27 protein-coding genes are annotated in these 26,301 nt (G+C 51.9%); 11 read left to right on the top strand and 16 right to left on the bottom strand.

What is annotated here, in order from left to right; translation table 11 throughout:
- Nucleotides 1–289: 289 nt before the first annotated feature.
- The 4 genes from P1P89_14585 to P1P89_14600 all read left to right on the top strand — a co-directional run bounded on the left by P1P89_14585 (nt 290) and on the right by P1P89_14600 (nt 4,723).
- The gene (locus P1P89_14585; protein MDF1592741.1) at nt 290–1,144 is read left to right on the top strand and encodes a protein-glutamate O-methyltransferase CheR; all 855 of its coding nucleotides are present in this window, start codon (nt 290–292) and stop codon (nt 1,142–1,144) included.
- A 12-nt stretch (nt 1,145–1,156) separates the two neighbouring features.
- Nucleotides 1,157–1,531, top strand: a complete 375-nt coding sequence (locus tag P1P89_14590; GenBank protein MDF1592742.1) for a response regulator — start codon at nt 1,157–1,159, stop codon at nt 1,529–1,531.
- 76 nt (nt 1,532–1,607) lie between these two features.
- On the top strand, nt 1,608–2,492 hold the full coding sequence (locus P1P89_14595; protein MDF1592743.1) for a hypothetical protein: 885 nt from the start codon (nt 1,608–1,610) through the stop codon (nt 2,490–2,492).
- Between the two features lie 11 nt (nt 2,493–2,503).
- Nucleotides 2,504–4,723 carry a methyl-accepting chemotaxis protein gene (locus tag P1P89_14600; protein ID MDF1592744.1) on the top strand — a complete coding sequence of 740 codons (2,220 nt, stop codon included), beginning with the start codon at nt 2,504–2,506 and terminating at the stop codon, nt 4,721–4,723.
- A 12-nt stretch (nt 4,724–4,735) separates the two neighbouring features.
- Here P1P89_14600 and P1P89_14605 read toward each other — a convergent pair whose 3' ends face one another.
- The 15 genes from P1P89_14605 to P1P89_14675 all read right to left on the bottom strand — a co-directional run bounded on the left by P1P89_14605 (nt 4,736) and on the right by P1P89_14675 (nt 18,829).
- Nucleotides 4,736–5,875: a chemotaxis response regulator protein-glutamate methylesterase gene (locus P1P89_14605; GenBank protein MDF1592745.1), complete on the bottom strand. Its 1,140-nt coding sequence runs from the start codon at nt 5,873–5,875 to the stop codon at nt 4,736–4,738.
- Between the two features lie 107 nt (nt 5,876–5,982).
- Nucleotides 5,983–6,471 (bottom strand): chemotaxis protein CheW, encoded by a 489-nt coding sequence (locus P1P89_14610; protein MDF1592746.1) that lies wholly within the window; start codon nt 6,469–6,471, stop codon nt 5,983–5,985.
- Nucleotides 6,471–8,720, bottom strand: coding sequence for a chemotaxis protein CheA (locus P1P89_14615; protein ID MDF1592747.1), 2,250 nt, complete (start codon nt 8,718–8,720; stop codon nt 6,471–6,473). The genes P1P89_14610 and P1P89_14615 overlap by 1 nt, the downstream gene beginning before the upstream one ends.
- Nucleotides 8,721–8,784: 64 nt before the next feature.
- Nucleotides 8,785–9,459 carry a response regulator gene (locus P1P89_14620; protein ID MDF1592748.1) on the bottom strand — a complete coding sequence of 225 codons (675 nt, stop codon included), beginning with the start codon at nt 9,457–9,459 and terminating at the stop codon, nt 8,785–8,787.
- A gap of 56 nt (nt 9,460–9,515) precedes the next feature.
- Nucleotides 9,516–10,181 (bottom strand): response regulator, encoded by a 666-nt coding sequence (locus P1P89_14625; protein MDF1592749.1) that lies wholly within the window; start codon nt 10,179–10,181, stop codon nt 9,516–9,518.
- A gap of 109 nt (nt 10,182–10,290) precedes the next feature.
- On the bottom strand, nt 10,291–11,778 hold the full coding sequence (locus P1P89_14630) for an Hpt domain-containing protein (protein MDF1592750.1): 1,488 nt from the start codon (nt 11,776–11,778) through the stop codon (nt 10,291–10,293).
- A gap of 72 nt (nt 11,779–11,850) precedes the next feature.
- Nucleotides 11,851–12,222, bottom strand: a complete 372-nt coding sequence (locus P1P89_14635) for a response regulator (GenBank protein MDF1592751.1) — start codon at nt 12,220–12,222, stop codon at nt 11,851–11,853.
- Nucleotides 12,223–12,385: 163 nt separating this feature from the next.
- Nucleotides 12,386–13,294, bottom strand: a complete 909-nt coding sequence (locus tag P1P89_14640; protein ID MDF1592752.1) for a hypothetical protein — start codon at nt 13,292–13,294, stop codon at nt 12,386–12,388.
- A gap of 37 nt (nt 13,295–13,331) precedes the next feature.
- Nucleotides 13,332–13,736, bottom strand: a complete 405-nt coding sequence (locus tag P1P89_14645; protein ID MDF1592753.1) for a response regulator — start codon at nt 13,734–13,736, stop codon at nt 13,332–13,334.
- Complete coding sequence (locus P1P89_14650) at nt 13,729–14,412, bottom strand: response regulator (GenBank protein ID MDF1592754.1); 684 nt, start codon at nt 14,410–14,412, stop codon at nt 13,729–13,731. The genes P1P89_14645 and P1P89_14650 overlap by 8 nt, the downstream gene beginning before the upstream one ends.
- Nucleotides 14,413–14,567: 155 nt before the next feature.
- Nucleotides 14,568–15,830, bottom strand: a complete 1,263-nt coding sequence (locus P1P89_14655) for a TRAP transporter large permease subunit (protein MDF1592755.1) — start codon at nt 15,828–15,830, stop codon at nt 14,568–14,570.
- The gene (locus P1P89_14660; GenBank protein MDF1592756.1) at nt 15,827–16,342 is read right to left on the bottom strand and encodes a TRAP transporter small permease; all 516 of its coding nucleotides are present in this window, start codon (nt 16,340–16,342) and stop codon (nt 15,827–15,829) included. Before P1P89_14660 ends, P1P89_14655 begins: the two co-directional genes overlap by 4 nt.
- Entirely contained in the window at nt 16,339–17,364 is a 1,026-nt protein-coding gene (gene dctP / locus P1P89_14665) for a TRAP transporter substrate-binding protein DctP (GenBank protein MDF1592757.1), read from the bottom strand. Before dctP ends, P1P89_14660 begins: the two co-directional genes overlap by 4 nt.
- A gap of 14 nt (nt 17,365–17,378) precedes the next feature.
- On the bottom strand, nt 17,379–18,257 hold the full coding sequence (locus tag P1P89_14670; protein ID MDF1592758.1) for a TRAP transporter TatT component family protein: 879 nt from the start codon (nt 18,255–18,257) through the stop codon (nt 17,379–17,381).
- A gap of 197 nt (nt 18,258–18,454) precedes the next feature.
- Nucleotides 18,455–18,829 carry a rhodanese-like domain-containing protein gene (locus P1P89_14675; GenBank protein MDF1592759.1) on the bottom strand — a complete coding sequence of 125 codons (375 nt, stop codon included), beginning with the start codon at nt 18,827–18,829 and terminating at the stop codon, nt 18,455–18,457.
- Nucleotides 18,830–19,141: 312 nt separating this feature from the next.
- Here P1P89_14675 and P1P89_14680 point away from each other — a divergent pair, with 312 nt between their 5' ends.
- The 5 genes from P1P89_14680 to P1P89_14700 all read left to right on the top strand — a co-directional run bounded on the left by P1P89_14680 (nt 19,142) and on the right by P1P89_14700 (nt 23,383).
- A complete protein-coding gene (locus P1P89_14680; protein MDF1592760.1) occupies nt 19,142–19,300 on the top strand; it encodes a hypothetical protein in 159 nt (52 codons plus the stop codon).
- 87 nt (nt 19,301–19,387) lie between these two features.
- A complete protein-coding gene (locus P1P89_14685) occupies nt 19,388–20,521 on the top strand; it encodes a DUF362 domain-containing protein (protein ID MDF1592761.1) in 1,134 nt (377 codons plus the stop codon).
- Between the two features lie 120 nt (nt 20,522–20,641).
- Nucleotides 20,642–20,872, top strand: a complete 231-nt coding sequence (locus P1P89_14690) for a hypothetical protein (protein MDF1592762.1) — start codon at nt 20,642–20,644, stop codon at nt 20,870–20,872.
- 100 nt (nt 20,873–20,972) lie between these two features.
- Nucleotides 20,973–22,331 (top strand): DUF898 family protein, encoded by a 1,359-nt coding sequence (locus P1P89_14695; GenBank protein MDF1592763.1) that lies wholly within the window; start codon nt 20,973–20,975, stop codon nt 22,329–22,331.
- Nucleotides 22,328–23,383 (top strand): M48 family metallopeptidase, encoded by a 1,056-nt coding sequence (locus tag P1P89_14700; GenBank protein MDF1592764.1) that lies wholly within the window; start codon nt 22,328–22,330, stop codon nt 23,381–23,383. Before P1P89_14695 ends, P1P89_14700 begins: the two co-directional genes overlap by 4 nt.
- 64 nt (nt 23,384–23,447) lie before the next feature.
- On the opposite strand, the gene P1P89_14705 is transcribed toward P1P89_14700, so the two are convergent.
- Nucleotides 23,448–23,645, bottom strand: coding sequence for a hypothetical protein (locus P1P89_14705; GenBank protein MDF1592765.1), 198 nt, complete (start codon nt 23,643–23,645; stop codon nt 23,448–23,450).
- An 86-nt stretch (nt 23,646–23,731) separates the two neighbouring features.
- Between P1P89_14705 and P1P89_14710 the strand changes: the two genes are divergently transcribed.
- Together P1P89_14710 and P1P89_14715 are read left to right on the top strand one after the other, a co-directional pair.
- Nucleotides 23,732–25,036, top strand: coding sequence for a DUF2157 domain-containing protein (locus P1P89_14710; protein ID MDF1592766.1), 1,305 nt, complete (start codon nt 23,732–23,734; stop codon nt 25,034–25,036).
- Nucleotides 25,033–26,043, top strand: coding sequence for a GDYXXLXY domain-containing protein (locus P1P89_14715; protein ID MDF1592767.1), 1,011 nt, complete (start codon nt 25,033–25,035; stop codon nt 26,041–26,043). Before P1P89_14710 ends, P1P89_14715 begins: the two co-directional genes overlap by 4 nt.
- Nucleotides 26,044–26,301 lie beyond the last annotated feature (258 nt).

Below are 26,301 nucleotides of genomic sequence, written 5' to 3' on the forward strand. Positions count from 1 at the left end.
TTTGTCTAAAATTAACCTATCACCCTGATTCTTCAGGATCAACGAGGTTTTTTACTTTTCTTGACGGTGAATCAGGGTGATGATGGGCAAACCACCCGGGGACCTGTCCGATCGCGGGATCATTATTGACTTGCCGCCCTGATTCCCTTATACTTTCTGATCCCGGGCCTTTGAGAAATACCTAATTTTGTTTACGTTTATAGAAGTTTTTATCTTAAAAGCAGGTAGTTGAAACAGTTCAAGCGGCCCTCAGGGGCCGCCAGAAATAATTGAACGGACCGAATAGATCATGAGGTTTGCGACAGCAGAAATAGATTCCAATGAATTTCATCTTCTTCGGGATTATATCGAACAAAACTGCGGTATCTTCCTGCTTGAAGAAAAAATGTATCTTGTGTGCACCCGCCTGACATCCCTGATGGTCGAAAGCGGCTGTAATTCATTTGCCGAACTTTACCATAAAGCGCTTTCGGACGTCTCTTTCAGGTTGCGCGATAAAATTGTTGAAGCCATTACCACCAATGAAACATTCTGGTTCCGGGATGAAAGCCCCTTTGTCATTTTGGGGGAAGAGCTTTTTAAAAATTTTGCCGCTGAAATTGGATCGGGCAGGCGCAGTAAAATTAAAATCTGGTGCGCCGGATGTTCAACCGGACAGGAACCGTATTCGATTGCGATGACCGTGCTGGAGTTCATCCGCAAACAGCAGATATTAAAACCCGAGCACGTTGAAATACTGGGAACGGATATCTCCTCAGCCGTGCTTTATATTGCCATGGCCGGTCGCTACGATGGTCTGGCCATGTCCCGCGGGCTTCCGGAAGAGCTTAAAAACCGATATTTCGATCCGGACGGTAAGGTCTGGGTCATAAAAAATGACGTTAAAAAAATGGTCCGGTTTCAAAAGCTGAACCTGCAGGATGATTTCTATCATCTCGAGAATCAGGATATTGTTTTTTGCCGCAACGTACTGATATATTTTTCAAATGAATTCAAAAAAGACATTCTGAAGCGTATCTCCAGGGTTTTGGGACCGGGCGGGAATCTCTTTCTGGGCGCTTCAGAGTCCCTATTCAATCTGACCCAGGACTATAGAATGTTTCGGCATACCATGGGATTTTATTATGCAAAAGAACTCAAATAAGGAGTCCCCGTTATGAAAATTTTATCCGTAGACGATTCAAAAGCAACCCGACAGTTTATCAAACGTGCCGTTGACGTACTGGGTTTTGAATTTCTTGAAGCTGCCGACGGCAAAGAAGGGCTGGAGATCCTCAACACCGAAGGCGTCAGGGTCGACCTGATCCTTCTGGACTGGAACATGCCGGTCATGGACGGTATCGAAATGCTGAAAATTCTTAAATCCAGCAGCCTTTTAAAGGGGATCCCGGTTACCTTCGTTTCAACCGAGCAGGAACGACAGAAAATTTCCGAAGCACTCCATCATGGCGCCAGGAACTTCCTGATCAAACCGTTTTCACAGGAAGACCTGATCGGGAAAATCATGGAAAGCCTGGGAATGGAAGTATAGTGAAGCACCCGGATATTCTGAAGCGTTTCATACGGATTTAAAGGCTCAACCGATTCATTCTGTTTCAGGAGTTAAAATGACCGAAGGGGAAAAGAACACCTCAAAAAAAAAAGCGGGCCCCGGCAGCGTGAAATCTGACCTGTCACCGAACAGTCGTAATATTGAACGCAGCGTCGAGGGTATATTTCGCAAATTTGAGGGCAAACCCGATGCCATCCACAAACGCCAGGAAATTATCGAAGAGTTCCCGGACATCAGAATTGAGATTGAGGAAAAAGATGTTCCAAAACCCGTGGGTGACAAAAAAATCCCAACGCCCAAAGCTGCAAAAGCGATTCAAAAACCAAAAGCCGATAAAAGTGTTCCGAAGCCCAAGCCGGAAAAAAACAAGATAAAAATAATCCGCCCGGTTTATATGGTCGGCGCCGTTCTGATGGTCGCCGCCGCTTTAACATTTATTATGTTAAAGCCCCAGCAAGCCCCCCCCCCCGACAAGCCTGCCGTGACGGAGACGCTTCATAAAATCGTTCGGCCCGTCCCGCCCCCCCCCATTGAATCCAGGGAAGCGCCACCGGCACAGCCGGTCCCTGCGAACATCAGTACGTCCGACGAAGTTGAGGCGTTCCTGATGAAATGGAAAACCGCCTGGGAGAATGCGGCCGGAAAGGGAGGGGATATGGAAACCTTCATGTCCTTTTATTCGGACAGTTTTACTTCACAGGAAATGAGCAAAAACGAGTGGCGAAAAGACAAGGCTCAAAAGAACAGCCTGAAAGAATGGATCCGGCTGGAAATTAAAGATATCCGTATCGCAGAACCTGTGACGGATAATCGCACCGAAGTCAGCTTTTTACTCGCGTACAGTTCTTCGAACTATTCGGATGAAACCTACCAGGCCCTGATATTAAAAAAGGAAGCCGGCGACTGGAAAATAATCAAAATAAAAACCGCCAACGAATAGGAGGGTTTTTGATGAAAAGCATTAAAACCAATATACTCTTGACATTCTGTATTACCGCTGCCGTCATCATTTTAGCGATGGCCGTCCTGATATCCCTAAAGCTTGGCGCCAGTATCCGGACCCAGTCCCAGATACTTTCGAAAGAACTGACGACCATGAGCAATACAACCCTGACCGGTTATCACGGTGTGTTTAAATCAACCATTGAAACGATAATGGAAGATATCATGGATTATACCGCCCAGGTGGCCCGCAGTCCCATCCTCGTCGAGATGATCGGACCCCGGGCAACTGTCCAGATCACCGGGACCCTCGATGAATTCAGAGTCCAGACCGATAAAATCGACTTTATTCTTCTGTTTGACCTTGAGGGCAAGTACATCGCATCGGTTCCATCCGAAGTATATAACGGCGTTGATAGCAAGTGGCTTGAAACGTATTATCAGTCCTCGGAATTATGGCAGAAAGTCAACCGGGTCCTTAAGGCCATGCAATCCTATCTTGAGGCGGATGAAAACACCCTGCAAGCGGTGGCAAAGCTCGACGCCGATTTCATCAAGGCGTTTCAACTGACAAACCCGCGGTTCGCCGGAAAGGATTTTCTGGGTATGCATGCGGCCAGGGTTGTTAAAGACAGACTGAAAGAACCGATTGGGATATTGATCGGCGGAAAGATTCTGAACAATTATCAAAAGCCATTAAAGCAGTTTTACGAAACAACCGGCCTGGCTTCCGCCGTATACATTAATGACACACCGATCGTCCAGGAGGGGTTCAGCGGTCAGGACAAAGAGGCCGCAACCGCTCAGTCCCTGCAGTTGCCGCCGGAAATCCTGAATGAAATTTTTGCCACCGATAAACCCAAAAACCTGTCTTTAACCCTGGCCGGTAAAAAATACCGGTCGGCCTGTTCCGCCATCGTCGATGCCAAAGGTGAGAAAATCGGCGCCCTGATGGTTGCCATGCCCGAGCAGGTCATCACTGAAATCGATCAGCGCGTCAGCCGATACGGCACCACCGAGAAAAGGAAACTGCAGCTCTGGCTCCTGGGCTTCGGCCTGGCCGCCCTGGCCGCCCTGGTTGTCATTTCAAAGATCATCGCAGACCGGGTGGCCCAGCCGGTTTTAAGTGTGGTGACGCTGGCCAATGCCATCGCCAGCGGGGACCTGACGCAACGCCTGAATATGGACAGGGAGGATGAAATCGGTCATATGGCCACGGCCCTGGACAATTCCTGCAAGAATTTATCCGGCATGATCGCACGGATCAAGGGCAATGCCGACATGCTGGCCAGTGCGGCTGAAGAGATGTCCACGGTTTCCGCCCAGATGGCTTCGTCCGCCGAAGAAATGAGCGCCCAGTCCGGGACGGTGGCCGGCGCCACCGAACAGATGTCCGCCAACATCAATTCCATGGCCTCGGCCGCAGAAGAGATGAGTGTCAACATTCAAAGCGTTTCCTCCACGGCCGAAGAGATGTCCCAGAATATGGATGCCGTGGCCTCGGCCATAGAAGAAATGTCCGTATCCATCAAGGATGTTGCCGCAAACGCCCAGGCGGGATCGAATACCGCCGCAAAGGCAGCGGCCATGACCACTTCGGCAACGGAGACCATGGCGGACCTCAGCACGGCCGCCAGGGAGATCGACAAGGTCACCAGCCTGATCAAGCGAATCGCCGATCAGACCAACCTGCTGGCCCTTAATGCCACCATTGAGGCGGCTTCAGCCGGTGACGCCGGCAAGGGGTTTGCCGTTGTGGCAAACGAAATTAAAGAGCTAGCCCGTCAGAGCGCCCAGGCTGCCGAAGATATCGCCAAGCGGATTGAGGGGGTTCAGGTCAACTCAAAACAGGCGGCCAAAGCGATCGGCAAAATCGCCGACATCATCACCCAGGTGAATGAATCTTCCCTGGTCATCACCAAATCCGTTGAACAGCAGACAATCACGGCCAACGAGATATCCGGCAATGTGCAGCAGGCCAGCAGCGGTGTCAACAATATCGCCTCGGCCATCGCCGAAATCGCCAGGGGCGCCAATGATGTTTCCCAAAGCACGGCCGAGGCCGCTAAAGGCGTGACCGAGGTTTCGGCCAATACCCAGGGGGTCAGTCAGGCTGCCAATGATTCCAACAGCGGCGCCCAGCAGGTCAGCGCTTCGGCCGGTGAACTGGCAAAAATGGCCGTTGAAATTCAATCTATGGTCGACCGTTTCAAGATAGAAAAAAAATAGTTGCGGTGAGCTTCAGGCAGGTAAACGGGGCGTATGCAAAACGCCCTGTCCGGCCTTATCATATTCGGTCGGCGAACTGGACCGGCGCATGAGGCCGGCCACCGCCCCGGGGATATCCCCCAGGGGCAGAACGTGGTCCACATTGCCTGAGGCCCAGGCGTTGCCGGGCATCCCCCACACCACGCTGGTCGCTTCATCCTGTGCGATGATGACAGCTCCGGTCCGTTTCAGAATTCTGGCCCCTTCGGTGCCGTCCGCCCCCATGCCGGTCAGAATCACGGCAACGGCATCCTGTCCGTAAACCGTTGCAGCGGATATAAAAAGGATATCGACGGATGGCCGGCAGCCGTTGACCGGGGGTTGGTCGTTGACAACCGTTATGATTTCATTTCGCTTTTTAACCAGCAGCATGTGCCGCCCGCCGGGTGCAATATAGACGTGCCCCTCCCGCACCACATCCTGATGTGTCCCCTCTATCACGGTATGACGGCATTTTGTGTTCAGGCTTTTGGCCAGTGATTGGGTAAATGTAGGCGGCATGTGCTGAACGACGAATATAGGGGCATCTGTTTTTTCACAAAGCGGCGGCAGCATTTCCGCCAGCGCCCTGGGTCCCCCGGTGGAGACGCCGATTAAAATTCCCCTGATTTTTGAGTCGGCCGGCGACCATGACAGCGCCGCCGGCAAAGGGTCTGGAGCAGAGAACGGCTTCGCAAAAACCGCCGGGGACCCATCGGCTGCAAAGTGACGGATTTTCGCTATCAGTTGCCGGCGAAGGATGCTAAAACTCTCCTTAAGGTTTTTCCCCTCGGGTTTCTGGATAAAATCAAAGGCCCCCATCTCCAGGGCTTTAATCGTGATGTCGGCCCCTTCACGGGTATGGGAGCTGAGCATGATAACGCCGATGGGCCTGGAATCCTTATTGTCTGCATTGATTTTCTGGATGGCCGCCAGCGTCTCGATGCCATCCATCTCCGGCATCTCGACGTCAAGGGTGACCAGATGGGGCGGATGGGACCGGATAGATTCAATCGCCTTGGCGCCATTCCAGACGGAACCGACCACTTTGATATCCGCTTCAGCAGCCAGGCTTTCGGCAACGGCGCTGCGAAAGATCCGGGAGTCATCGACGATGAGGATTTTGATTTTCATTGTTTGATTAAATATCCGACCCCGAACGGAATTTGCTTTGTTGGCGTTTCATTCGCTTGTTGAAATTCCAAATACCCTGAAAAACAGACTTCAGTGTTAGCGTTAAACTAATCCAAGCGGGTTTTAGGGCTGGCGACGATGCCCAACAGGTTCCTTGAGTTTAATATAACCAGCAGTTCCTTTTCCATTTTGCAGATCCCCAGGGCGATATCGATGCCGCGACGCTCCGCACCCTCCGGAAGCTCCCGGTCCTGCTTGCGGCGGTTTTCAATTTGCGCCTGATCAACCGTCTCGATGTCGGCAATGGCATCCACCAGGATACCGAAATTTTCGCCCACTCCCGGCTTAAACAGAATGACCCGGCCGGCCCCTTCCGCCGCTTTCTCCTGGATCCTCAAAATCCGCCGCAAATCCAGCAACAGATAGATCCATCCCCGAATGTTCATATACCCCTTGACCGCCTGGGGTGCATGAAATATCGGCGTAAAACCGCCCTCGGGGCAGACCTCCTTAACATCCTGGATATCAATGCCATAGAGCCGCCCGTTTATCCGGAAGGTGCAGAACTGGCGGATCGGGGTCTGCGTTTCTTTCATTACGAAAGGACTCCTTTAGACCACTCCGGTTCGACGATTTCCACCAGACGGTTAATATCCACAAACAATGTCATGGTATTGCGAATAATGGCCGTGCCCAGCAAACCGTCTTCCGGATAACTTTCAGTATTGAGTTCAGCGGCCGTTTCTTCAATATCAATCAGGTCCGATATTAGAATACCCACCGGCCGGCTGAAAAGCCTGGGGAGGATCAGATGCATGCTTTCATGTTCCGCAACGGGGGTCACTTTCAGGGCATGATCCAGGCGCAGCACCCGTGTCGATTTTTCGTCAACCGTGATATATTCCCTGTCCCCGATCCGCTCAATGGCGGACATGCTAATTTTTTCAATACGGCGTATCAGCGGAACGGGCATGGCAAACTGCTCTTTCGGACCGGATCTGAACAGGAGCACGCTTTGCAAATCCTGGCCAGCCGAATCCTTGTCACCGGCTTCAGCCGTCACGGCAATATCCAGCATGGGTTCTGCGTGTCTGGCAATCCCCTCAACATCCAGTATCAGGGCGACCTTGCCGTTGCCCATAATGGTGGCTCCCGCATAAATGTCCAGGGATTTCACGGCCCGGTGCATGGGTTTGACCACGATCTCTTCGGTTCCCAGGATGCCGTCGACAATCAATCCATAACGGCTGTTATCCGCCCTGAGAACGACGAAGTTCAGGGACTCTTTTAATTCGGCGCCTTTCTCAGGCCCGGTCTTATCAGCCGGTTCCGAAGGAATCGTTTCCTGCTGCTGGTACTTTCCGGCGATCTCAACGCCGGTCTCTCGGCTGAACCGCATCGGTCTTGCCAGCACTTCGGACAGTCTTACCATGGGCAGGAGCCGCCCCCGCAAGCGGCAAATTTCCAGACCGTCGGCATATTCGATCTTAGTCCGCATGTCTTCATCGTACAGGCAAACCAGTTCCACCAGGCTGTTCTGGGGTATGGCAAACAGGTTGCCGTTTTGGGAAACAATGAGCGCGGGCATGATGGCCAGGGTCAGCGGCAGTCTGAGATGAACTGCGGTCCCCTCACCCAGCGCAGAAACAATCTCAAATGCACCGCCCAGTTTTTCAACAGCGTTCTTGACAACGTCCATTCCGACGCCCCGTCCGGAAACCTGGCTGGCCTCATCCGCCGTGCTGAACCCGGGCAGAAAGACCAGGTGCAGAACCTCCTTGTCGCTCATTTGCTCTAATTCAGCCGCGGTTTTCAGACCTTTTTGCGTTACTTTTTTTCGGATCAGAGCCAGGTCGATCCCCCTGCCGTCGTCCCGGATTTCAATGATGAACCGTCCGGCTTCATGAAAGGCGTTTAGCTTTATCAGACCGGTTTCCGGCTTGCCGGCCCGGACCCGCTCCGCCGGGGATTCAATTCCATGACCGCAGCAATTTCGAATAATATGGGTCAAGGGGTCTGTCAGAGATTCCAGAATCGTTTTATCCAATTCGGCTTCACTGCCGCTGATGTCAATCAGGATCTGTTTGCCGAGACGCTTCCCAAGCTCGCGCACAATTCGGGGAAACTTGCCGATAATTTTGCCGATAGGCTGCATCCGCGTGCGGATAATGGTTTCCTGCAGTTCGGCCGTAACCAGATCCAGCCGATGGGCGATGGAACGCGATACGGGGTCGGATTCATCTGCGGCCAGGAGGTGCTGGTTGCGCACCAGGACCAGTTCCCCTGCCTGCAGCATGAGCTTGTCCAGTGTATCGACAGGGATGCGGACCGTGTCGCCGCGGTCTGCAGCGGCCTTCTCCGGCAAACGAATATTTTTGGCTGCAGCGCCGGCAGGCGGCTGGGGAACAGAACGGTCCGGCGCGGTCGCCCGCCCCTCAAGAAGTCCGGTCAGACGGTCATGGACCGCAGTAATATCCACATCCTGATGACGGGTAACATCATCCAGCATCAACGCCAGCAGATCGACTCCCGCCAAAAGCGCGTCAACATATTGCGACTCCGCCAGGATCTTGCCTGACCGCATATCGGCCAGCAGAGTTTCCATGACATGCGCCAGGCGGGTCATATTGTCGAGGCTTAGGAAGCCGGCCGCCCCCTTGACCGAATGAATCGCCCGGAAGACCTTATTCAAAAGTTCCTGGTCCGGATGGTCCTTGTGCTTCTCGAGGTTTAAAAAATCATCTTCTATCGATTCCAGATGCTCCTTGGACTCAGCGATGAAATTCGCCACCAACTCCGGATCATTCAGCAGCAGGTCGTCAAATTGTTCTTTGACATCATTCACGCCGCACGCTCTCTTTCCTTATCCCCGCATTTTTCATCATTCAGATTACACCGCCCGGAAGGAATCAGCCCTCATCCTTGCGCCGGGCCGCCTCGAGGATCAATGCCGTCAGTTTCATGTGAATGCCTCTCGGTATTTTTCTGCCGGGGGGCTTTCTGAAATTGATGGTCGTATTTTCAATCTGGATCATCTTTATGGCCGCCTCCACCCCTTTCAGATCACCGCAAACGGCATGATGCAGTTCACCGCCTTTAAAATAGAAGAACCCTTTGGGGTTGCCGGATGTCTCCACTTCAAAAAGGCAGGTCTTCTGTTCCATTTCAATCATCTGCAAAAAATTCATGATGGATATCCCGGACAGGGATCCCTCCGGCAGACCGCGTTTCAAAGCCGCCATAATGGCTTTGGCAAGCGCCTCGGCCGTGAACGGTTTTTCGATGAATTGCAGGATGTCTTTATGCAGTGTCTGTTTGATTGAAGGCGTTCCATGGGCCGACATGACGATGCAGGGAATATTGGAATGGTATTTATTGGTATAGGCCAGCAGCCCCAGTCCGTCAATCCTGGGCATTTGAAGATCGGTTACCAGCAGGGCAATCGTTTCGTTTTTTAAAATTTCGATGGCTTCCAAACCATCCTTGGCCAAAAAATAAGCAAACTTGTCCCGGTACTTGGTAAAAGACTCTTCCAGATAATTCATCAGCATTTCGCTGTCGTCAACGATCAGGACGTTGTCCATTTTTTCAATTTCCCTCTAAGACACGGAATGGGATGACCCTCTGACAGGTCGGGCTTTTAAACCCCCTCGGCTTCAGCCAGCAAGGCCGACAGATCCCGCTTGATCTGTCGATTAATTTTTTTCTGGGGCGGCTTTTTATACCGGATGGTGGCGCCGCTCATTTTAAGCAACCCTATGGCCGCAACCTCCCCCCTCAGCTCTCCGTAAAAAGCATTGTAGAGGGTGCCCCCATTGAAAAACAAATACCCTTTTTCACTGTCCGCTGATTTGATTTCACACAGACAGGTAATACACTCCATTTCAACCAGCCTCAAAAAACCGGTCACCGATACCCCGGTCAAGGTCCCGCCCAGCATTATATGCTGATCCAGGTGGGAAATAATCGCCTCGGCCATCTCCGACAATTTAAACGGCTTGGTCATGTAGAACAGGGAATCCCGGGCCAGCCTTTTTTCCAGACCCGGTGTTCCGTAACCCGTCATGACGATACAGGGTGTTTCCGGAAAATTCCTGGCCATATAGGCCAGCAGGACCAGGCCGTTAACCCTGGGCATCTGGATGTCCGTTACCACCAGGGAAAACTGCTCTTTTTGCATCGCTTTGATGGCAGCCAGTCCGTCTTTGACGGTTTTGACTTTAAATTTTCCGCTGTATTTCCCTAAAGCTTCCGTCAGAATTAATAACAGCTGCGCATCATCGTCTACGATCAGAACCTTGTCCATTTAGCCTGTCACCTTCAGATAGGGAGACCCACTGTTTTTGCCTTCAGAATATTCGGTTCCCATAAAAACCCAATTAAACCGGCAATCCGGTTCAGAAGGCCTATAGACATCATGACGGCGGAGTGCTTTCCATCAACCTGAGATTATCAAGCAGGATGCCAGCATTATTGACCAGGATAGAAATCGGATCGATGATGTCATCATCTTCAATCACGGCCACCAGCACCCCGCATGTCCGCTCCCGCCCCTTAAGAGATATCACAATCCAGTCCTGCAGCAGGTGGAGACCCAGGCGGAGTTCTTCAGCGCTATCCCTGTAAGATACCACCCGGCCTGATTCCAGGGAGTGCCTGATGGGCGCTTCCTTGCCGATGGGAAACCGCAGGGATTCAATTCCCTCAAGGCCGCCGCTTTGCGCAACCCCCACCAATTCCTGTGTGGGTTCATCGATGAGAAAGACTGCCGCTTTGGCGGCTTCCAGGTCATTGACGGCTGCGTCCACCAGAATGCGGAAGAGGCCGGCCGTATCTTTCGCCTTCATCATTTCCAGTTCAACATGATAAAGAGCGGACAACTGCGCGTTTTGCTTGAACAGGATCCCGGTCATCTCGTCCAGCTCTTTTCGCTGCGCTTCAACCTTCTGGTGGAGTTTGGAGTTGTTGAGCATCATGGCTGCAAATTGGCCGATAAACTGGTATATTTCCACTTCAGCCGATTCTTCCGGATCCAAAACCAGAAAACCGAAAGCCTGGGGCTGGGCCTTGACGGGAAAGATAACGGGCGACTTAAATCCCGGCAATACTGCCTCTATATCACCCGGGCTTCTGGACGGCCATACCGTCAGCTGATCATATATCACGCATTTCAGGGTTTCTGATGATTCAATCTCCAGCGTTCTGCGATGATCTTTGTCCACAATTTCTCCATCGCGCGCGATCTCCGTTACCTTTTGATCCGCTGTTACCAGCCAGACGGCATTCCTTTCCGGGGCCAGCCCATCCTGAATCTGCCTGGAAAAAAGTCCGGCCAGTGACTCCGGATCCGATAGATGGGCGGAAGCGTAGACCAGATGTTTCAAGGCCGCCAGCTGGTCGTAACTGCTCTTATATATGCCCAACAATTCCTTGGATTCATCGCCGGCCGCCTTGGCGCTATCCGGTTCCGCTTCAACCCCGGAAATCTTGTCGTTGGGGAGGCCGTCCAGTTTTTTAAGAATAAAAGAGACGTCCGCCTCGGCATTGCCGCCGGACCCGGCCCTGTCTATCAGCGTCGTCAGGACATCCACCCCCTCGTACATTGTTTGAATCAGGAGAGCCGTAATGCCGAGCGTTCCTTTGCGAACGGACCCAAAAACGTCCTCCATCTTGCGGGCGACTTCACTTATTTGCTTTAACCCGGCAAAGGCGGCGGATCCCTTTAGGGAGTGAACCGTCCGAAAAATCACCTGGATGGTCTCTTCGGCCGCCGGATCTTCTTCCAGCTGGATCAGATTCAGGTTCAGCTGATCCAGATGCTGCCGAGCCTCTTCCAGGAAGTCCTGCAGCATCCGCTGGAGTATCTGATCGTCCAGATCCTGCGCACCATTTTCATCAGTCATGAAACGTCTCCTAAAGCGCGTTTACCACCCGATCTTTAAATTTGACCCGGGCCCCTGACAAATCACCCGACATCAGGAAGAAGGTAAGATTTTTTCCAATAGGCTCAACAGTTGAGTAGGTTTAAAAGGCTTTACAATATAGGCGGTCGCTCCCAGGGAGACCGCTTTGTCCTTATCCTCGTCCTGCCCCTCGGTTGTCAGCATCACCACCGGAATGGAAGCAAAGGTACTATCGGCCCTGATCTTTTGTAAAAATTCAAGTCCGTTCATTTGCGGCATATTGATATCCAAGATAACGGCATCAAACCGTTCCTTGGCCATCAGCTCCAACGCCTCCAGTCCGTTACCGGCGGAGCTTACCCCAAACCCCTTTGTTTTAAGTGTAAATTCAACCAGTTTACGAACACTGGACGAATCATCCACCGTTAACACCTTTTTTGTCATGGGTCCCCCTTTTTTTGTTGCAATATGAAAAACCTGGTCCTCCCCCGCCAAATGGCGAAATTTTCAAAGGGCCAGTCGAAGATCCCGCCTTGCGGGGGTCACCTCTAAATGGCTCTGCCGGGAGCAGAACGTGGTCTGCCGCCATGTCCTGCCTCTTTGCGGTTTATTCATTCAAAACCTGCATCACCAGGGCGTGCCCTCCTTTTTGGGGGCCTGTCAGAATCTGGTTCACAGCAGTAACAAGACAAGGGGAGCGGAACACGACCGCCGGTGAAAAAAACTGGACGTCATCGATTCTCAAGCCGGTCTTGAATTTTTTAATCAGCGTCTGGTCCGCCCCCAGGATAATCACGCTGATCAGATTGCCTCTCTGGTAGGCGACGTCAAGGACAACGTCCTGCCCGTCCAAATGCTTGAACTGACCTGGAAATTGAATACTTAAGATATCAATGAACTCTTCTTCCTCGGTATTTTCCTCCCTGACATCCTTGCTCGCGGCCGGTTTCGGCAGGGTCTGTTTGATCCCCTTTTTTTCAAGAATATCCTGAAGAAAAGAACGGATACTCTCGAACTCCCTGGCAGGGAACTGGTCGCTCGAAAGCCATTGATGATATTGCCTGACGGCTTCATCCAGGGAAGAAAGACCGATATGGCACCGTAAAATACTTTTAGCGGCATCGACCCGAAGCGACTCTCTGCTGATTAATTTTTGAAACTCATTCAAGGCCCTTTTAAACTGGCCGAAGACCAACAGGGCCGTCGCTCCTTCCCATGCGGCTGAATCTTCATCCTTTTCTTCTGAAAAAGCGAATAACTGCTTGACAAGTTCCTGTTCCCTTGTCGTCATTTGGGCTGATGCGGCCGCCGCTTCGACCCTGTGGGATTCTTTTTCCAGAGTCTTAATCTTTTCGGCAACAATGTTTAAAAGTTCCTGTTTATTTTTTACCCGGTCGTTTTGCTGGATCACTTTTGCCAATTTCCGGCATTTTTCTTGAGCCTCTTCAAACAGGCTGTGGGAACGATAAACCTCTATTTCGCGGAAAAGCGTCTTGATAGTTTCCTTAAGATCCATCTGTATTCACTTTTACAAAACGACAAGTTTATGGACACTATTTGTTGCGGTGTTCCCTCCAGAAAAGCCCCTCGTCCAGCCGTTCCAATCCTTCCATGATCAGCACGAAAAGTTGGTCAGCGCCGAAGGGTTTGGCGATATAACGGAAAATAGAATCCCGATCCGCCTTATCTTCAACATCAGGAGTTTTCGGCTCCGTCATCACGACGCAAGGGATTTGGGGGCGATGCTTGCGCATATGTGCCAGCAGTTCCAGCCCGTCTATTTGGGGCATATCCAAATCCGTAATCAAGACTGAAATACGCTCTTTTTCCATGATTTCTATGGCTTCCGCTCCGTTTGTCGCCGTTACCAACCTGAATTGCCCCACATATTTTTGCAGCTCTTCCCGAAGGCGATCTAAAAATATCGGATCGTCATCAACAATCAGTACCTTATCCATTGGATTCATCCATTCGCCGCGCAGCCTCCATGATGAGACCCGTCAGTTCCTTCTTGATCCGCCGGGCGATTTTTTTTCTGGGAAGGTTTCTGAAACGGATCTCGGCCTTTTGCATGACGATTAACTTGAAAGCCGCTTCCTCCCCTCTCAGGTCTCCGTAAACGGCATCAAATAGCACACCGTTGTTAAAATAAAAAAAACCCTTGCCCATCCCCGGCGAAAGCACTTCAAACAGGCAGGTTTTTTCTTCAAGCTTGATCATCTGTAAAAAACTGGCAACGGATATTCCCTTTAATATTCCGTCCGGGATGTCCGGTTCAAGGGCCTTGAGAATGGCTTCGGTTAATTCGGCGAGTCGAAACGGTTTTTGAAATATACGGATGAGTTTGTCATTGGACAGTTTTTGCGCCAGACCCTCCGGCGGATGGGAGGTGACAACAATGCAGGGAATATGCGGGTACTTGTTATTAATGTAGGCCAGCAGCCCGATGCCGTCGAGCTTGGGCATCAAAATATCCGTAATAACCAGAGCAATATATTTTTTATTCAATATCTCAATGGCTTCTTCACCATCACCGGCAAAGATGACTTCGAAGGTATCCTTATGCCTTTCAAAGTACATTTTAAAAAAATTTCGAAGTTTCGTATCATCTTCAGCAATGAGAATTTTTTCCATTCTTCCGGGCCAGTTCCAAGGTGGTTGAATAAGCGCTTAGCGTCCTGATGGTTCCCGGCAGGTGCGGCTCGCCAATGGCCATCCGGCGTTGTTTTAGAATTATTCTGCCGCATTATACGCGAACAACAGATTTTTGCAATAGTCGGGCGATATTTTTATTCCACCAGAACCAGACTTAAAGACGGCCAGTAGGTGATAATTGCCAGGGCAAGCAGAAGAATCGCAATAAAGGGCAATGAGGCAACATAAAGCCGTAAAACCGGCTTTTCAAAGCGCATGCTGGCAATAAACAAATTGACCCCCAGCGGTGGAATGGAGGCGCCGATTTCCAGATTGGTCAGAAAGATAATGCCCAGGTGGATGGGATGGATGCCATAGGCCTGGGCGATCGGCCCCATCAGCGGAACCACTACGACCAGCGCTGAAAATATACCCATGGTACAGCCCACGGCCAGCAGAAATCCATTCAGCACCAGCAGAAATACAATCCTGCTCTGAATATGCAATTTAAAAAAATCGAGCATTTTCAGCGGAATCTGGGCATCAATGAGATAATTGGTCAAACCCATGGCCGCTCCCAGGATAATCAGGATCCCGCCCACCAGGACCATGCTTTGCCGCATGACCACCGGCAGGGCGCTGAATTTTATGTCGCGATAAATGACCACTTCCACCAGAAGCACATAAACGGCCGAGATGGCGGCAGCCTCGCTGACGGCAAAAAATCCGCTGTAAATCCCGCCTAAAACCACTAAAGGAAGGGGCAGTTCCCAGATGGTGTCTTTCAGCGCCCCAAATACTTCGTTGAGCTGGAACCGTGACCGCGGCACATCCGACCTTACCGATATATAAATGCTGAAAGTCGAAAGCAGCCCCACCAGCAGGACCCCGGGCAGAATCCCGGCGATAAACAGGTGGTCGATGCGCACCTTGGCGACAACGGCGTAAATAATAAGGGGCAGGCTGGGAGGGAACAGAAGTCCCAGCGTACCGGAAGTCGTAATCAGCCCCAGCGAGAACGGTTCCGGATAACGCGCCCGCATCATGGCCGGCAGCAGGATGCCGCCCAAAGCGATGATGGTCAAACCGGTGGCGCCGGTCAGTGCCGTAAATATGGCGCAGGTACTCAGGGCAATGACCGAAAGCCCCCCCGGCATCCACCCCAGTATGGCGTTGGATAGCCGTATCAGCCGCCGCGGCGCGCCGCTTTCCGAAAGCAGATACCCCGTGAAGGTAAAGAGCGGGATGGCCACCAGCACCGGCGTTGTCGCCAGGCGATATATCTCAACGATGATGGCCGAGGTGTCGATCTGGCTGGAAAAAAACAGATAGAGGGTCAGGCCGCAGATAACGACAAAAATCGGCGCCCCGATCAACAGCAGAACAATGGTGATGAATACAGCCAGCGTCAGCGTCATGTCCCAAGATTCTGATCGTGTTTAGAAGGGGAATTAAAAACAGTAAAGAGTTCGATGCCGAACTGAAGTCCAAACCTCAGGGCCATAATGGCGAAGGCAACCGGAATGATGACCAGGGGCGCCCAGGCCGGAAGATCGAAAATAGCCGGCCCGCCCATCAGGGCTTCCACCCGCACAAATTTCAATGCAGCCCAGGTCAGCAGCCCGCAGATCAGGGCTGAAAAAAGATGGGAAACCGACTGAACATAGCGGTTGGCCTGACCCGACAGCCAGTAAGATACAATTTCAATCGTAATGTGCTTGCCTTCTTTGGTGGCAATGGCCGCGCCGATAAATCCGACCCAGATCACCAGGTATCGGACCAGCGGATCACCCCAGGCCAGACCGGTGCTGAAAAAATTGCGAAGGACGATCTGTAAAAAAGCCGTTAAAATCATGGTACTGAGGAGCACGGTGATCAGGATGTGCTCCAGCCGGGAGATAAAATTGTCGAAACGATGCCATCGATTCATGGTTTTATTGTCTTGCGGTACACCGCCAGGTGTTCTTTCAACTCATTCAGGGTTTGCTGGGAAAAATCGCTCCCGCACATCTTTTGAAGCGCTTTAGCCGCCAGATCCTTGAACTTTTCAACTTCATCATCTGAAACCGTAAGGGTTTTAACCCCGTAATCCGTCATCACCTTCATGGCATCCTCGTTCTGCCGGCGGACCATCGCCTGGAGGCCGTCCATGTGACGGCTGAAGCTTTCTTCCAGCAGATCCTGCTGTACCGGACTGAGTTTTTTCATGAAGCTGTTCTTGATCACAATCCCGCCCATCAGGTATATCAGGGGAACATCGTTTATGAATTTGGTTTTGGTGAACCACTGCAGGGCGATGGCGCCCGAAGGCGGCGCATAGACGATGTCCACCAGCCCGGTTTGCAGCCCCACCAGCACATCCGGCACCGAAAGCGGGATGGCCGAAACCCCGGCTTCATCGAAAATCGCCCGGGCCATGGGCGCATCCTCCCAAATCCACACCTTAACTTTTTTAATTTTTTCGAGGGTGTCCACCGGCGTGACCGACATCAGCCGCACAAAGCCCCCCTCGGACCAGCCCATAATCCGAAATCCTTTTTCGTTAAATCCCTTGCGGAAGAAGAGGTCCATTTTTTTCAGAACATGATCGACCTCATCGCTGGTCTGAAACATAAAAGGCGCCTGGAAAACCTTGATTTCGGGAAAAATCAGGGAAAGAGTGGAAGACGTCAGGACCGCTCCGTGAATCTGCTCGATATACATTTTACGAAGCATATCCCTTTCATCGCCCAGTACGCCGCCGGGATATATTTTAAGCTGTACCTGGTTGTTTGTCTTTTTTTTCAGTTCGGCATTCACCAGGTTAAATGTCTTCAGCCAGGGACTGCCTTCGGGGGCCAGCGTGGCAATTTTAACTTGTACTGTCCCGGCCGTACTGTTTAATGGCAGCACCATACAGAACAGCGCTCCAAAAATAACCCCCATCCACATCAACTTTCGGGATATGATCATCTGCGCTGCTCCAGTCAAAAATAATCGTCAACCCGCTCCAGCATTTCTTTGGCCTTGCGCCGGGCGACGGTGTTGAGCAATGTCAAGTCCGGTATAGTATCGGCCGGGGTCTCCAGGACTTTTTTTAAGGTGGCTGTAAAAAGCTCCCGATCAAACGCCTTGCGGGCAAAGTATTGGGCAAAATACACGTCGGCCATGAGGAATTGACCCTTTCCGAATTCACGGGCTTTTAAAAAATGCTCCCGGGACAGGTCCAGGTTCCCACCGGCCATGCTGGGTTGCGACGCATACCAGATGCCCATGAAAAGATGAGGACCGCCGTAATAAAACCCGGCATCCAGTGCCAGGGTTCGCCGCATCATGGCCTCCACCCTGGGTAGTTCGGCCAGGGCCGCCATGGAATCCAAATTTAAAGCGATCCAATTGCCCCAGCAGGAAGCACCCCAGAAAAGATACGGTAGGTCCTTTTTATCCATATCCCCAAGGCCGGTTTTAAAATCATCCATTGACTTTGAACGCAGATTTTTAAAACCACGCAGCTCCAGTGCACTGAGTGCGTATTGTTTTGCCTTGGCGGTCAAGGCGACGGCATAATCTTTGTCGACATCGGCAATAAAGGCTGAGCTGAACGAGCTATAGCCCTGGGCTGCGCCCAGCAAAATGGCCTCATTATCCGGCCAGGCTTCCACCATACCGTCCATTAAAAGGAGATAAGCCGGCATCCCTTCGCGGATAACCCGAAGATCGGACTGTTTGGCAGAGGCCCGCGTGATGTCTTCAAGCAAAGCGGCCGTTGACATAACCGTCAGCTTTTTCGAGGGCATGCACCCCCCGGCAAACACGACAATTAGCGTCAGCGCCACGAACTTATGGGGTAACCGTCGAAGCCTCATTGCGTTTTCCTGCTGAACGTCTCCACAGCGCCTTTAATGAATCGAATTCTATAAGGGCTATTGATTTTTTAAAAATCGGGTCACTATAGCCTGCATCCTAAAAAAACGCAACCCTATATGATAATTGCCAATATTTCTTTTGGGGAAAACAGATGAGTAGAAATCAAGTACAAAGGCAGCTGCTGTCATTGCCGGATTTAATCCGGCAGCCGATGGTAGGCAAGGGTACCGCCCGCCAGATCATAGACATGGGTATATCCCATTTCCACCAACTCCCGGGCGGCCGTAAAGCTCATCCCGCCTCCCAGGCAATAAACGACTATTCTGGTATTCTTTTCGGACGGAAGCTGCCGACTGTTCTGTCTGATTTTACGGTAATCAATAAATGCATCCGTGCCGGGAATATGGGACAGCTCCGGCACGTGGACGTCCAGCAGAAAAAAGTCCTTGTTCTTCAGCATATTTTTGAGTTCGGCCGGCCGCAGGAGCCGATATTCCCCCGCCAGAACCGGTGCGGCCAGAATAGCGATTATCGCGACGATTCCGGTTAATTTTTTTATGTTTGTTTTCATGCCTGACTCCCTGGGTTAATGGACAGGTTCCGATCCTTGAACTAAGGTTTTCGACCCGCAACAGCGAGTGCATTCCCCGTCCCGCCGGGGCGGGGCTGCAGGGTTCTCCAATCTTATCTTTTAAAGTAATCAACACCGGCCGGGTGTCAATGACCGCTCTTACGGATTCATACCAAAATGACCTTGAATGATGCGGGCGGCTTTGATATGGGAAAGACTAAAATTTTTGGCTGAATCGATCTGTATGAAGTAGTAAAAATAGCATCATCTCAATGATGATACAAAATTCGGGTTTTCAAAAGGTTTCATGGTATGAATATCAAGACGAAGTATCTCTGCCTGCTGGCTGTGCTCAGCGCCGTGGATGTGGTCATCCCGATTCCGATCCTGGGTGTCTTCCTCCTATATGTTGTGCTCGAACGGCCGCTCTGGTTTAAAGATGCCGTTTCTGCAATTTATAAAGTCAACTGAAAATGCCGCCTGGTTTTTAAACCTTATCGGCTAACAAAACAGACGATGCCCGGTGATTCACACCAACCAAATGATGAGGTAAAACAAATGAGTAAAGTTCTGGTAATGGACAGTACCTATGAAAACTGCCGGGAAGCCGTCGAACAGGCTTTTGCGATTTTTCCGGTGGATGTCCGCGGCAAAAGGGTCGCGGTCAAAATGAACGCCCTGAAGGCCTGCGACCCGGACCGGCACGCCATGGTGACCCACTACCGGCTGCTGCAGGCCGTCATTGCAAAGCTGGAAACACTCAACCCCGCAGCAATCACGGTCGGCGATTCAGTGGGAACCGAATCCTATGGAAATTCGGAGTACGTTTTCCGCAATTCCCGGCTGAAAGAAGCCGCCGGGCCCTATTATCGCAATTTCAACCAGAACCTGACGGTGGTCGAACTGGATAAACCCTTTAAACGCAAGGTGGCCGTCCTCAAAGATGTCCTGGATGCGGACGTTTACATATCCGTCCCCAAGATGAAAACCCACGGCCTGACCATGATCAGCGGCGCCATTAAAAACAATTACGGTTTGCTGACCGGCGGGCAAAAAGCCTGGTATCACTATCACTGCGTCAAGCCCGAAAAATTTGCTGAAATCGTGATTGAAATGTTCCGGCTGCGGCCGCCTGATCTTGTGATCATGGACGCCATTTTAGCCATGGAAGGCTACGGCCCGGCATCGCCTGAAACCCGATGGGTCAACAAGGTCTTGGCCTCGGATGATGCCGCGGCTTTGGACCGGGTCGAAGCCCACATCGTCGGGTTTAACCTGGAGGACGTTCCCTATCTATGCCTGGCCCGGGACCTGTCGCTGGGGGAAACGGAGATGGACCGTATCAGCGTCATCGGCCGTGCGGACGTCATTGCGGAATATCATCGGCCGACGCCGCCCGAATCGAGCTACAGTTACAAAGCGGGCGTGGGCAGCGGGCGGACGTCCATCGATTTTTACCGGCAGCGGGTAGCCTACCGGCCGTCCATTTCCGCGCAAGTATGCCAGCACCGCCAGGGCTGCAGCGCCTGTGTCGACATCTGCCCTTCAGGGGCTTTGTCCAAAGGAAGTGATACCCCCGAACTCGATGCCGCCAAGTGCATGCTTTGCAGTGCCTGTCGTGAAGTCTGCACCTATTCCGGCCTTGAACTGGTCCCCCACGAGGTCACCATGCGATCCCTGTCGGAAAAATGATGCGGTTCGGAAGTGAAATGTTAAGGAAGGCTGGACGTCGATAAGCAGCGCAGCTTTGGGTTTTAGGCTGCCGGGTGATTTTGTGCACTTAGAACTTTTTGAAGAAAAGGATATGATGCCTTGGCAACATCCGACTCTAAAAATTTATATGATGCGGCCCGGGCGTATTTCACTGATTATCCGAATAAAACATTTTCAGATGTAACCGAGCTTGATAGTTACGGCTTCAGGAACTCGGACGGCGTAACGCTGACCATTTCAGGAAATGCCATCACCCTGATGATCACTGCCAGCCATTCAAGGGGTAGCAAGACGTTTTCCGTAGACGCCACCGGCCAACTGGAATTTTAAACACCTAAACAAATACGCTTCGCATTCAACGGGGCAGGCGTCGAAATTGAACAAAAGGGGGAGTTTTGCATAGTTCTCAAACGAGAACATGGAGGCAGCCATGACAGCGCCGCGATACAACGTTATCTATCGGGGGAAAATACTGCCGGGATTTGATGTTGCAACGGCAAAATCAAAACTCATCACGACTTTCGCTCTCAGCGGGGAAAAGGCTGAAAAGATCCTGAAAAGCGGCCGGATGGTTTTAAAGAAAGATACCGATGAGGCCACCGCCCGCAAAATCGGTACAGCCTTAAAACGGGCCGGCTTGGATATTGTCCTATCCAAAAGCGGACCGGCCATCTTGCCTGAAAAGACCGACCCTGTCCAGGCTTCGGATCGTCGTGAACTTAATCTGCCGAAATCAGGAAGAATACCCCCCGCGAGCGGCCAGCCGGCTGAAACCGCAGAACCGGTCCCGGCGGCACCCCTGCCGGTAAAAGCAACCTCGAAAATACCCTTTGAATTTCGGGGAAGCGGATCCGCTTACTTTAAAATCTGGATCGTCAATATTATTCTGTCCATTCTGACGCTGGGCATTTATTCAGCCTGGGCCAAGGTCAGGAGAAAACAGTACTTTTACGGCAGCACGCGGCTGGAAGGCGCCAGCTTTGAGTATCTTGCCAAGCCGCTTAAAATTCTAAAAGGCCGCGTGATTATCGTCATCATGGTACTGATCACTTCCACGGTATCCCAACTGATCCCGATTGCCGGCCCGGTCTTCAGTCTGGTTTTCGTTTTTGTCCTGCCCTGGATCGTGGTTCGCTCCCTGTCTTTTAATGCCCGCAACAGTTCTTTCAGAAATATCCGTTTCGGGTTCAGCGGCAGCGTCAAAGACGCCGCCTTGGTTTTCATCTTATGGCCGGCCCTGTCCTTCTTAACCCTCGGTCTTCTTTTTCCGGCCGCTTATTACCGCCAGAAGAAGTTTATTGTTGAAAACAGTTCCTATGGCAGCACCCGATTCAGTTTCAGTGCAACTTCCAAGGATTATTACGGGCTTTATCTCAAGGCACTGCTGCCGATTTTGCTCGGCATTGTTGCGATTGTCGGCTCGGCCTTTGTGTTCGTGCCCATCGTCCCATTGCTGGGCCTGGTTTTATACCTTTATCTTTTTAGTTACTTTTCGGTACAAACCACCAACCTGCTCTTTAACTCCGGCCGGCTGGCGGGCCATCGCTTCAGCGCAAACCTGAAAGTGCGGGGCCTGATCGTTATCGTTGCCGCCAACTCAGTGGCCACTGCTTTGACCCTGGGCCTTTTTTATCCCTGGGCAAAGGTCCGGGCGTACCGTTATAAACTGGAAAATATGACGCTGGTTGCCGCTGGAGAGCTTGAAAGCTTCATTGCCGGTGAAGAAAAGCAGGTCAGTGCTTTCGCCGGCGAAGTCAGCGATTTTTTTGACATGGACTTCGGCCTATGATTTCCATTGCGGGAAGATGGTACGATGGCCGCACGTCGGCGCAAACCCCGGCCATATGCCGGATATATGACAGCGGCGCGGTCCGTGTGGAGCAGCTTGAAACCGGCGCGCTGCTTCTCTCTCTGCCGCGCTTGCGCATTGATACCTCTGGGCGTCTGGCCGATACCCCCCGCTATCTATACTTTCCAAACGGAGAAAAATTCGAAACCGACGACAACGAAGCCGTCGACCGCCTGAACGCCCATTTCAAACGATCGTCCGGATTATCACTGATTCATCGGCTGGAAAGCCGCTGGCCTTATGTGTTGACCGCGCTGTTGATCATGCTTCTGTTCCTGTGGGGAGGCATCCGCTACGGGGTTCCGTTTCTGGCCAAAATAATTGCCTTTCGCCTACCGCCGTCAGTCTTCAAAGTGGCCGGCAATCAGACCCTTGAATTTTTGGATAGATCCCTTTTAGCCCCCTCGCAACTGGAGGCTATCGAGCAAGCCCGCCTGCTGACGCACTTTCAGTCGGCCATAACAAACCATCCGGATGACAAGCTCACCATTCAGTTCCGTAAAGGCGGCAAAATCGGCCCGAATGCCTTTGCACTTCCCGACGGAACGATTATACTTACCGATGAAATGGTCGGGCTGGCAACGGATGATGATGAATTGCTGGCGGTACTGGTGCATGAAATCGGGCATGTGGTCCACCGCCATGGCATGCGCACCATGGTACAGGATTCTCTGCTGGGTTTTGCGCTTCTGGCAATCACCGGTGATGTTTCCGGATCGTCGGAGCTTTTTCTGGGCCTGCCGGTGCTGCTGACCCAACTGGCCTATTCCCGCGGGTTTGAAACCGAGGCGGACCAATATGCCCTGGGCTACCTGCGTTCCCATAAAATCGCACCGATACACTTTGCCGGGCTGATGCGCCGCATCGACAGAAAACGGGCCGATCCATCAGGCGATTCAGAAAAAAAATGGATGAACTACCTCTCCACCCATCCCTTGACCGAAAAGCGTCTTCAAAGTTTCGAGGCGAACGGGGCCATACCTGCCAATTAACCTAAAATAACTATTCGACCCGGAGATGTTTTGCTTTATTGGAATTTGTATTTTTACCATAACTTTATTCATTCGCCTTTTCAGCGATTTCTTTCAGCAACTGCTGATGGCGGTAATTTTCCGGATCGGCATCCAGGGCCTGCCGTCCCCAGCATAGGGCCTGGTGCCAGTCTTCCAAATGATTACAGCCGGACGCCGCCGCCGGCAAGAAAAAATTTGATTGAAACAATGATATCATGATATTGATAATAACTAAATCCATAAGACCGCGTTTACTGCAAGTAAAGATACGACCCCGGATCAAAGAACCATGTTTCCATTTTCAGAATGAAAGTTGAGCAGTCCAACATGAAAAAACAGATTAACTGGCTCTTTAATGAAATCGACAACTGGGTGGGGGAAGGGATTGTCGCCTTCGAACAAGGCGAAATCATCAAAAGCCGATATCCGGCTTCCGGTGAAGAGACCCGTTGGAGCCGGATCATCTTTTTCAGCATTGGTGCGATCCTTTTCGGACTCGGCGTCATTTTAATGTTTGCCTATAACTGGGAAAAAATGCCCAAATTTGCAAAACTGGCGCTGATCTTCCTGGCACTGGCCGCCGTTCATTTCTCCGCCGGCCGGCTCCATCGTCCCGAAGGCAAATATCGCGTGACCGGGGAAGGGCTCTACCTGTTGGGAACCATGCTGTTCGGCGCCGGCATCTGGCTGGTCGCGCAGATCTACCATATCCAGGAGCATTATCCCAACGCCTTTTTAATCTGGGGGCTGGGGGCGCTGGCGCTGGCCTGGGCACTGCCCTCAACCGCCCAGGGGATCGTGGCCGCCATCCTCCTGCTCTTGTGGAACGGCTTTGAAGTATTTGATTTTAAAAGCCCGCAGCCGCTTTCACCTTTTCTGATTTTAGCCGGTCTGTCGCCCCTTGCCTGGCTTAATCGTTCAAGGGTGCTGCTGGCCACGACGGTGTGCGCGTTTCTCTTGACCCTTGCCTTTTCCGTTTCCAAGATGGGAAGCGACCTGGTCGTTCTGGTTGTCTTTTTCAGCGCCGCAAGCCTGATGGCGATGGGTCTGATCGTTCGCGCTCATGCGCATTTTCCTGAAAGCGGCCCCATATTCAGGTTCATCGGTTCCACCGTCTATCTGTCGGTATTGTTCGCCCTAAGCTTTCACCACCGCGGCCGGGGGGGGTTCAGCGTTCATTTCGACAAGATCCCGGACAGTATCTATTTCTTCAGCTTTGCATTTGCGGCTGTGGCGCTCTGGATATTGGCCGTCCGGATCGCATGGCCCAAGAAGCCGACCCGTATCCCCTTTCGCCCGGATGACTACGGCACAATGGCGACGCTGCTGGTCATTTTACTCAATACCCTGGGGCTGCTGGAATTGCGGGGGTGGGTCGGCGCCGCCATCTTCAATCTCCTTTTTCTTTTTCACTGTCTCATGATGATCGTTTCCGGCTGCAAGTCCTCAAATCTTAAATTAACCGCAACCGGCTGCCTGCTTTTTGCCGTTATTGCCGCTACGCGATACACGGACCTTTTTACCAGCCTGCTGGCCAGATCCCTCGTATTTTTTCTAACCGGCGCCGCTTTGTTCGCTGTGGGCCTGTATTTTTCCAGAACAAAAAAAACAGCTCCAGGAAAAACAACATGAGAAAAACATTCATTCTGCTGGCGATTCTTTCTCAGTTTCTGGTACTTGCCTTTATGGCCGGTGAACGCGAAACCATTCTGCGAGCCGGCGCCATTGTCCATCTGCGAACAGCGCCGATTGATCCGCGCGATATCTTCAGAGGCGACTACGTCCGCTTAAACTACGAAATTTCCCGAATCGCGCTGGATAAGCCCGCTGCGACAAAAGGTCTTAAAGAGCTGCCAAAAGGAACCCCGCTTTTCGTAAAACTGATTGAAGGCCCCAACGGACTGTTTGAACCGGCCGGTGTCAGCCTGGAAAAGCCGCCCGACGGCCTGTTCATCAAAGGGCGCAGCCGTTACCATCACGCTGCCATGAGGACCGGTTCGCCGGCATGGATCGATTACGGCATCGAAGCTTATTTCGTCCAGCAGGGAAAAGGCAAAAAGATTGAAAACCGACGCGGGGGGCGCAGCCAGGTCCAGGTGCCCCTTGAAATGGAAATCGCCGTCAGCTCAGGCGGAAAGGCCGTTATCAAAGGGTATCGCTGGAGCCCGCTGGGCATCGGCCTGCAGGTTCTCAGACGCCCTGCCCAGAATCCCCGGACCGCTGACACTCCCGGCAGCGCCGCCATCAGATTGACGTTGGCAAACACCTCGGACGCACCCCTGGCGATCGTCGATCTGCCAAATGCATGCGCCCTTAACCTTGAACCGGTCCCCTGGGCAAAAAAACACTATACTCCGGCCGGCAACCCGTGCGAATCGCTTCTCCCCGGCGACAACCATGTCATTGTCCTGCAGTCCCAGCAGGAAAAAACAATGGACATAGACCTTTCCGATCCCAGATGGCTGGTTAATGACGATCAAACCGTGAAGGAAATCGGCCGGCTGGAGTGGTCCGAACAATTCCGACTGGTTTACCGCCCCCCGGACCAGACCGCCTGCCGGTACCTGGAAAACAGCGAAATCATCTGGCATGGGTATCTGCCTTCCCGGGCTTTCCACGGCCGCGGCAACATTGATTAGCGCTGTTGAACCCTTAACGAAAATTGTGCTGCGTATATGAATCCGCTTGATCAATACCAACGACCTGTTCCCTGACTCATTAAATGGAGAGGATAAAAAATGAAATGCGCCCCCTGCTCTGAAAAACAATGTACCAGCGGAAAAGACTGCACCGATATCAAGGCTGAAGTCAGCGCGAAATATGTTGGCGAGGACTTGAAAATTTTAATGACCGCGGACACCTTGACGGAAAATTTCTACATGCAGAAAACCCGCATG

It is taken from the genome of Desulfobacterales bacterium, assembly GCA_029211065.1.
Lineage (GTDB): Bacteria > Desulfobacterota > Desulfobacteria > Desulfobacterales > JARGFK01 > JARGFK01.

Coding starts and splice junctions, on each gene's coding strand:
- P1P89_14715 (MDF1592767.1), top strand. CDS start 25,033: ATGAGAAAAACATTCATTCTGCTGGCGATTCTTTCTCAGTTTCTGGTA.
- P1P89_14600 (MDF1592744.1), top strand. CDS start 2,504: ATGAAAAGCATTAAAACCAATATACTCTTGACATTCTGTATTACCGCT.
- P1P89_14685 (MDF1592761.1), top strand. CDS start 19,388: ATGAGTAAAGTTCTGGTAATGGACAGTACCTATGAAAACTGCCGGGAA.
- P1P89_14635 (MDF1592751.1), bottom strand. CDS start 12,222: ATGACAAAAAAGGTGTTAACGGTGGATGATTCGTCCAGTGTTCGTAAA.
- P1P89_14590 (MDF1592742.1), top strand. CDS start 1,157: ATGAAAATTTTATCCGTAGACGATTCAAAAGCAACCCGACAGTTTATC.
- P1P89_14610 (MDF1592746.1), bottom strand. CDS start 6,471: ATGAAAGAAACGCAGACCCCGATCCGCCAGTTCTGCACCTTCCGGATA.
- dctP (MDF1592757.1), bottom strand. CDS start 17,364: ATGATCATATCCCGAAAGTTGATGTGGATGGGGGTTATTTTTGGAGCG.
- P1P89_14670 (MDF1592758.1), bottom strand. CDS start 18,257: ATGAGGCTTCGACGGTTACCCCATAAGTTCGTGGCGCTGACGCTAATT.
- P1P89_14640 (MDF1592752.1), bottom strand. CDS start 13,294: ATGGATCTTAAGGAAACTATCAAGACGCTTTTCCGCGAAATAGAGGTT.
- P1P89_14655 (MDF1592755.1), bottom strand. CDS start 15,830: ATGACGCTGACGCTGGCTGTATTCATCACCATTGTTCTGCTGTTGATC.
- P1P89_14625 (MDF1592749.1), bottom strand. CDS start 10,181: ATGGACAAGGTTCTGATCGTAGACGATGATGCGCAGCTGTTATTAATT.
- P1P89_14630 (MDF1592750.1), bottom strand. CDS start 11,778: ATGACTGATGAAAATGGTGCGCAGGATCTGGACGATCAGATACTCCAG.
- P1P89_14585 (MDF1592741.1), top strand. CDS start 290: ATGAGGTTTGCGACAGCAGAAATAGATTCCAATGAATTTCATCTTCTT.
- P1P89_14595 (MDF1592743.1), top strand. CDS start 1,608: ATGACCGAAGGGGAAAAGAACACCTCAAAAAAAAAAGCGGGCCCCGGC.
- P1P89_14700 (MDF1592764.1), top strand. CDS start 22,328: ATGATTTCCATTGCGGGAAGATGGTACGATGGCCGCACGTCGGCGCAA.
- P1P89_14680 (MDF1592760.1), top strand. CDS start 19,142: ATGAATATCAAGACGAAGTATCTCTGCCTGCTGGCTGTGCTCAGCGCC.
- P1P89_14705 (MDF1592765.1), bottom strand. CDS start 23,645: ATGGATTTAGTTATTATCAATATCATGATATCATTGTTTCAATCAAAT.
- P1P89_14620 (MDF1592748.1), bottom strand. CDS start 9,459: ATGGACAACGTCCTGATCGTTGACGACAGCGAAATGCTGATGAATTAT.
- P1P89_14695 (MDF1592763.1), top strand. CDS start 20,973: ATGACAGCGCCGCGATACAACGTTATCTATCGGGGGAAAATACTGCCG.
- P1P89_14660 (MDF1592756.1), bottom strand. CDS start 16,342: ATGAATCGATGGCATCGTTTCGACAATTTTATCTCCCGGCTGGAGCAC.
- P1P89_14650 (MDF1592754.1), bottom strand. CDS start 14,412: ATGGAAAAAATTCTCATTGCTGAAGATGATACGAAACTTCGAAATTTT.
- P1P89_14645 (MDF1592753.1), bottom strand. CDS start 13,736: ATGGATAAGGTACTGATTGTTGATGACGATCCGATATTTTTAGATCGC.
- P1P89_14710 (MDF1592766.1), top strand. CDS start 23,732: ATGAAAAAACAGATTAACTGGCTCTTTAATGAAATCGACAACTGGGTG.
- P1P89_14675 (MDF1592759.1), bottom strand. CDS start 18,829: ATGAAAACAAACATAAAAAAATTAACCGGAATCGTCGCGATAATCGCT.
- P1P89_14605 (MDF1592745.1), bottom strand. CDS start 5,875: ATGAAAATCAAAATCCTCATCGTCGATGACTCCCGGATCTTTCGCAGC.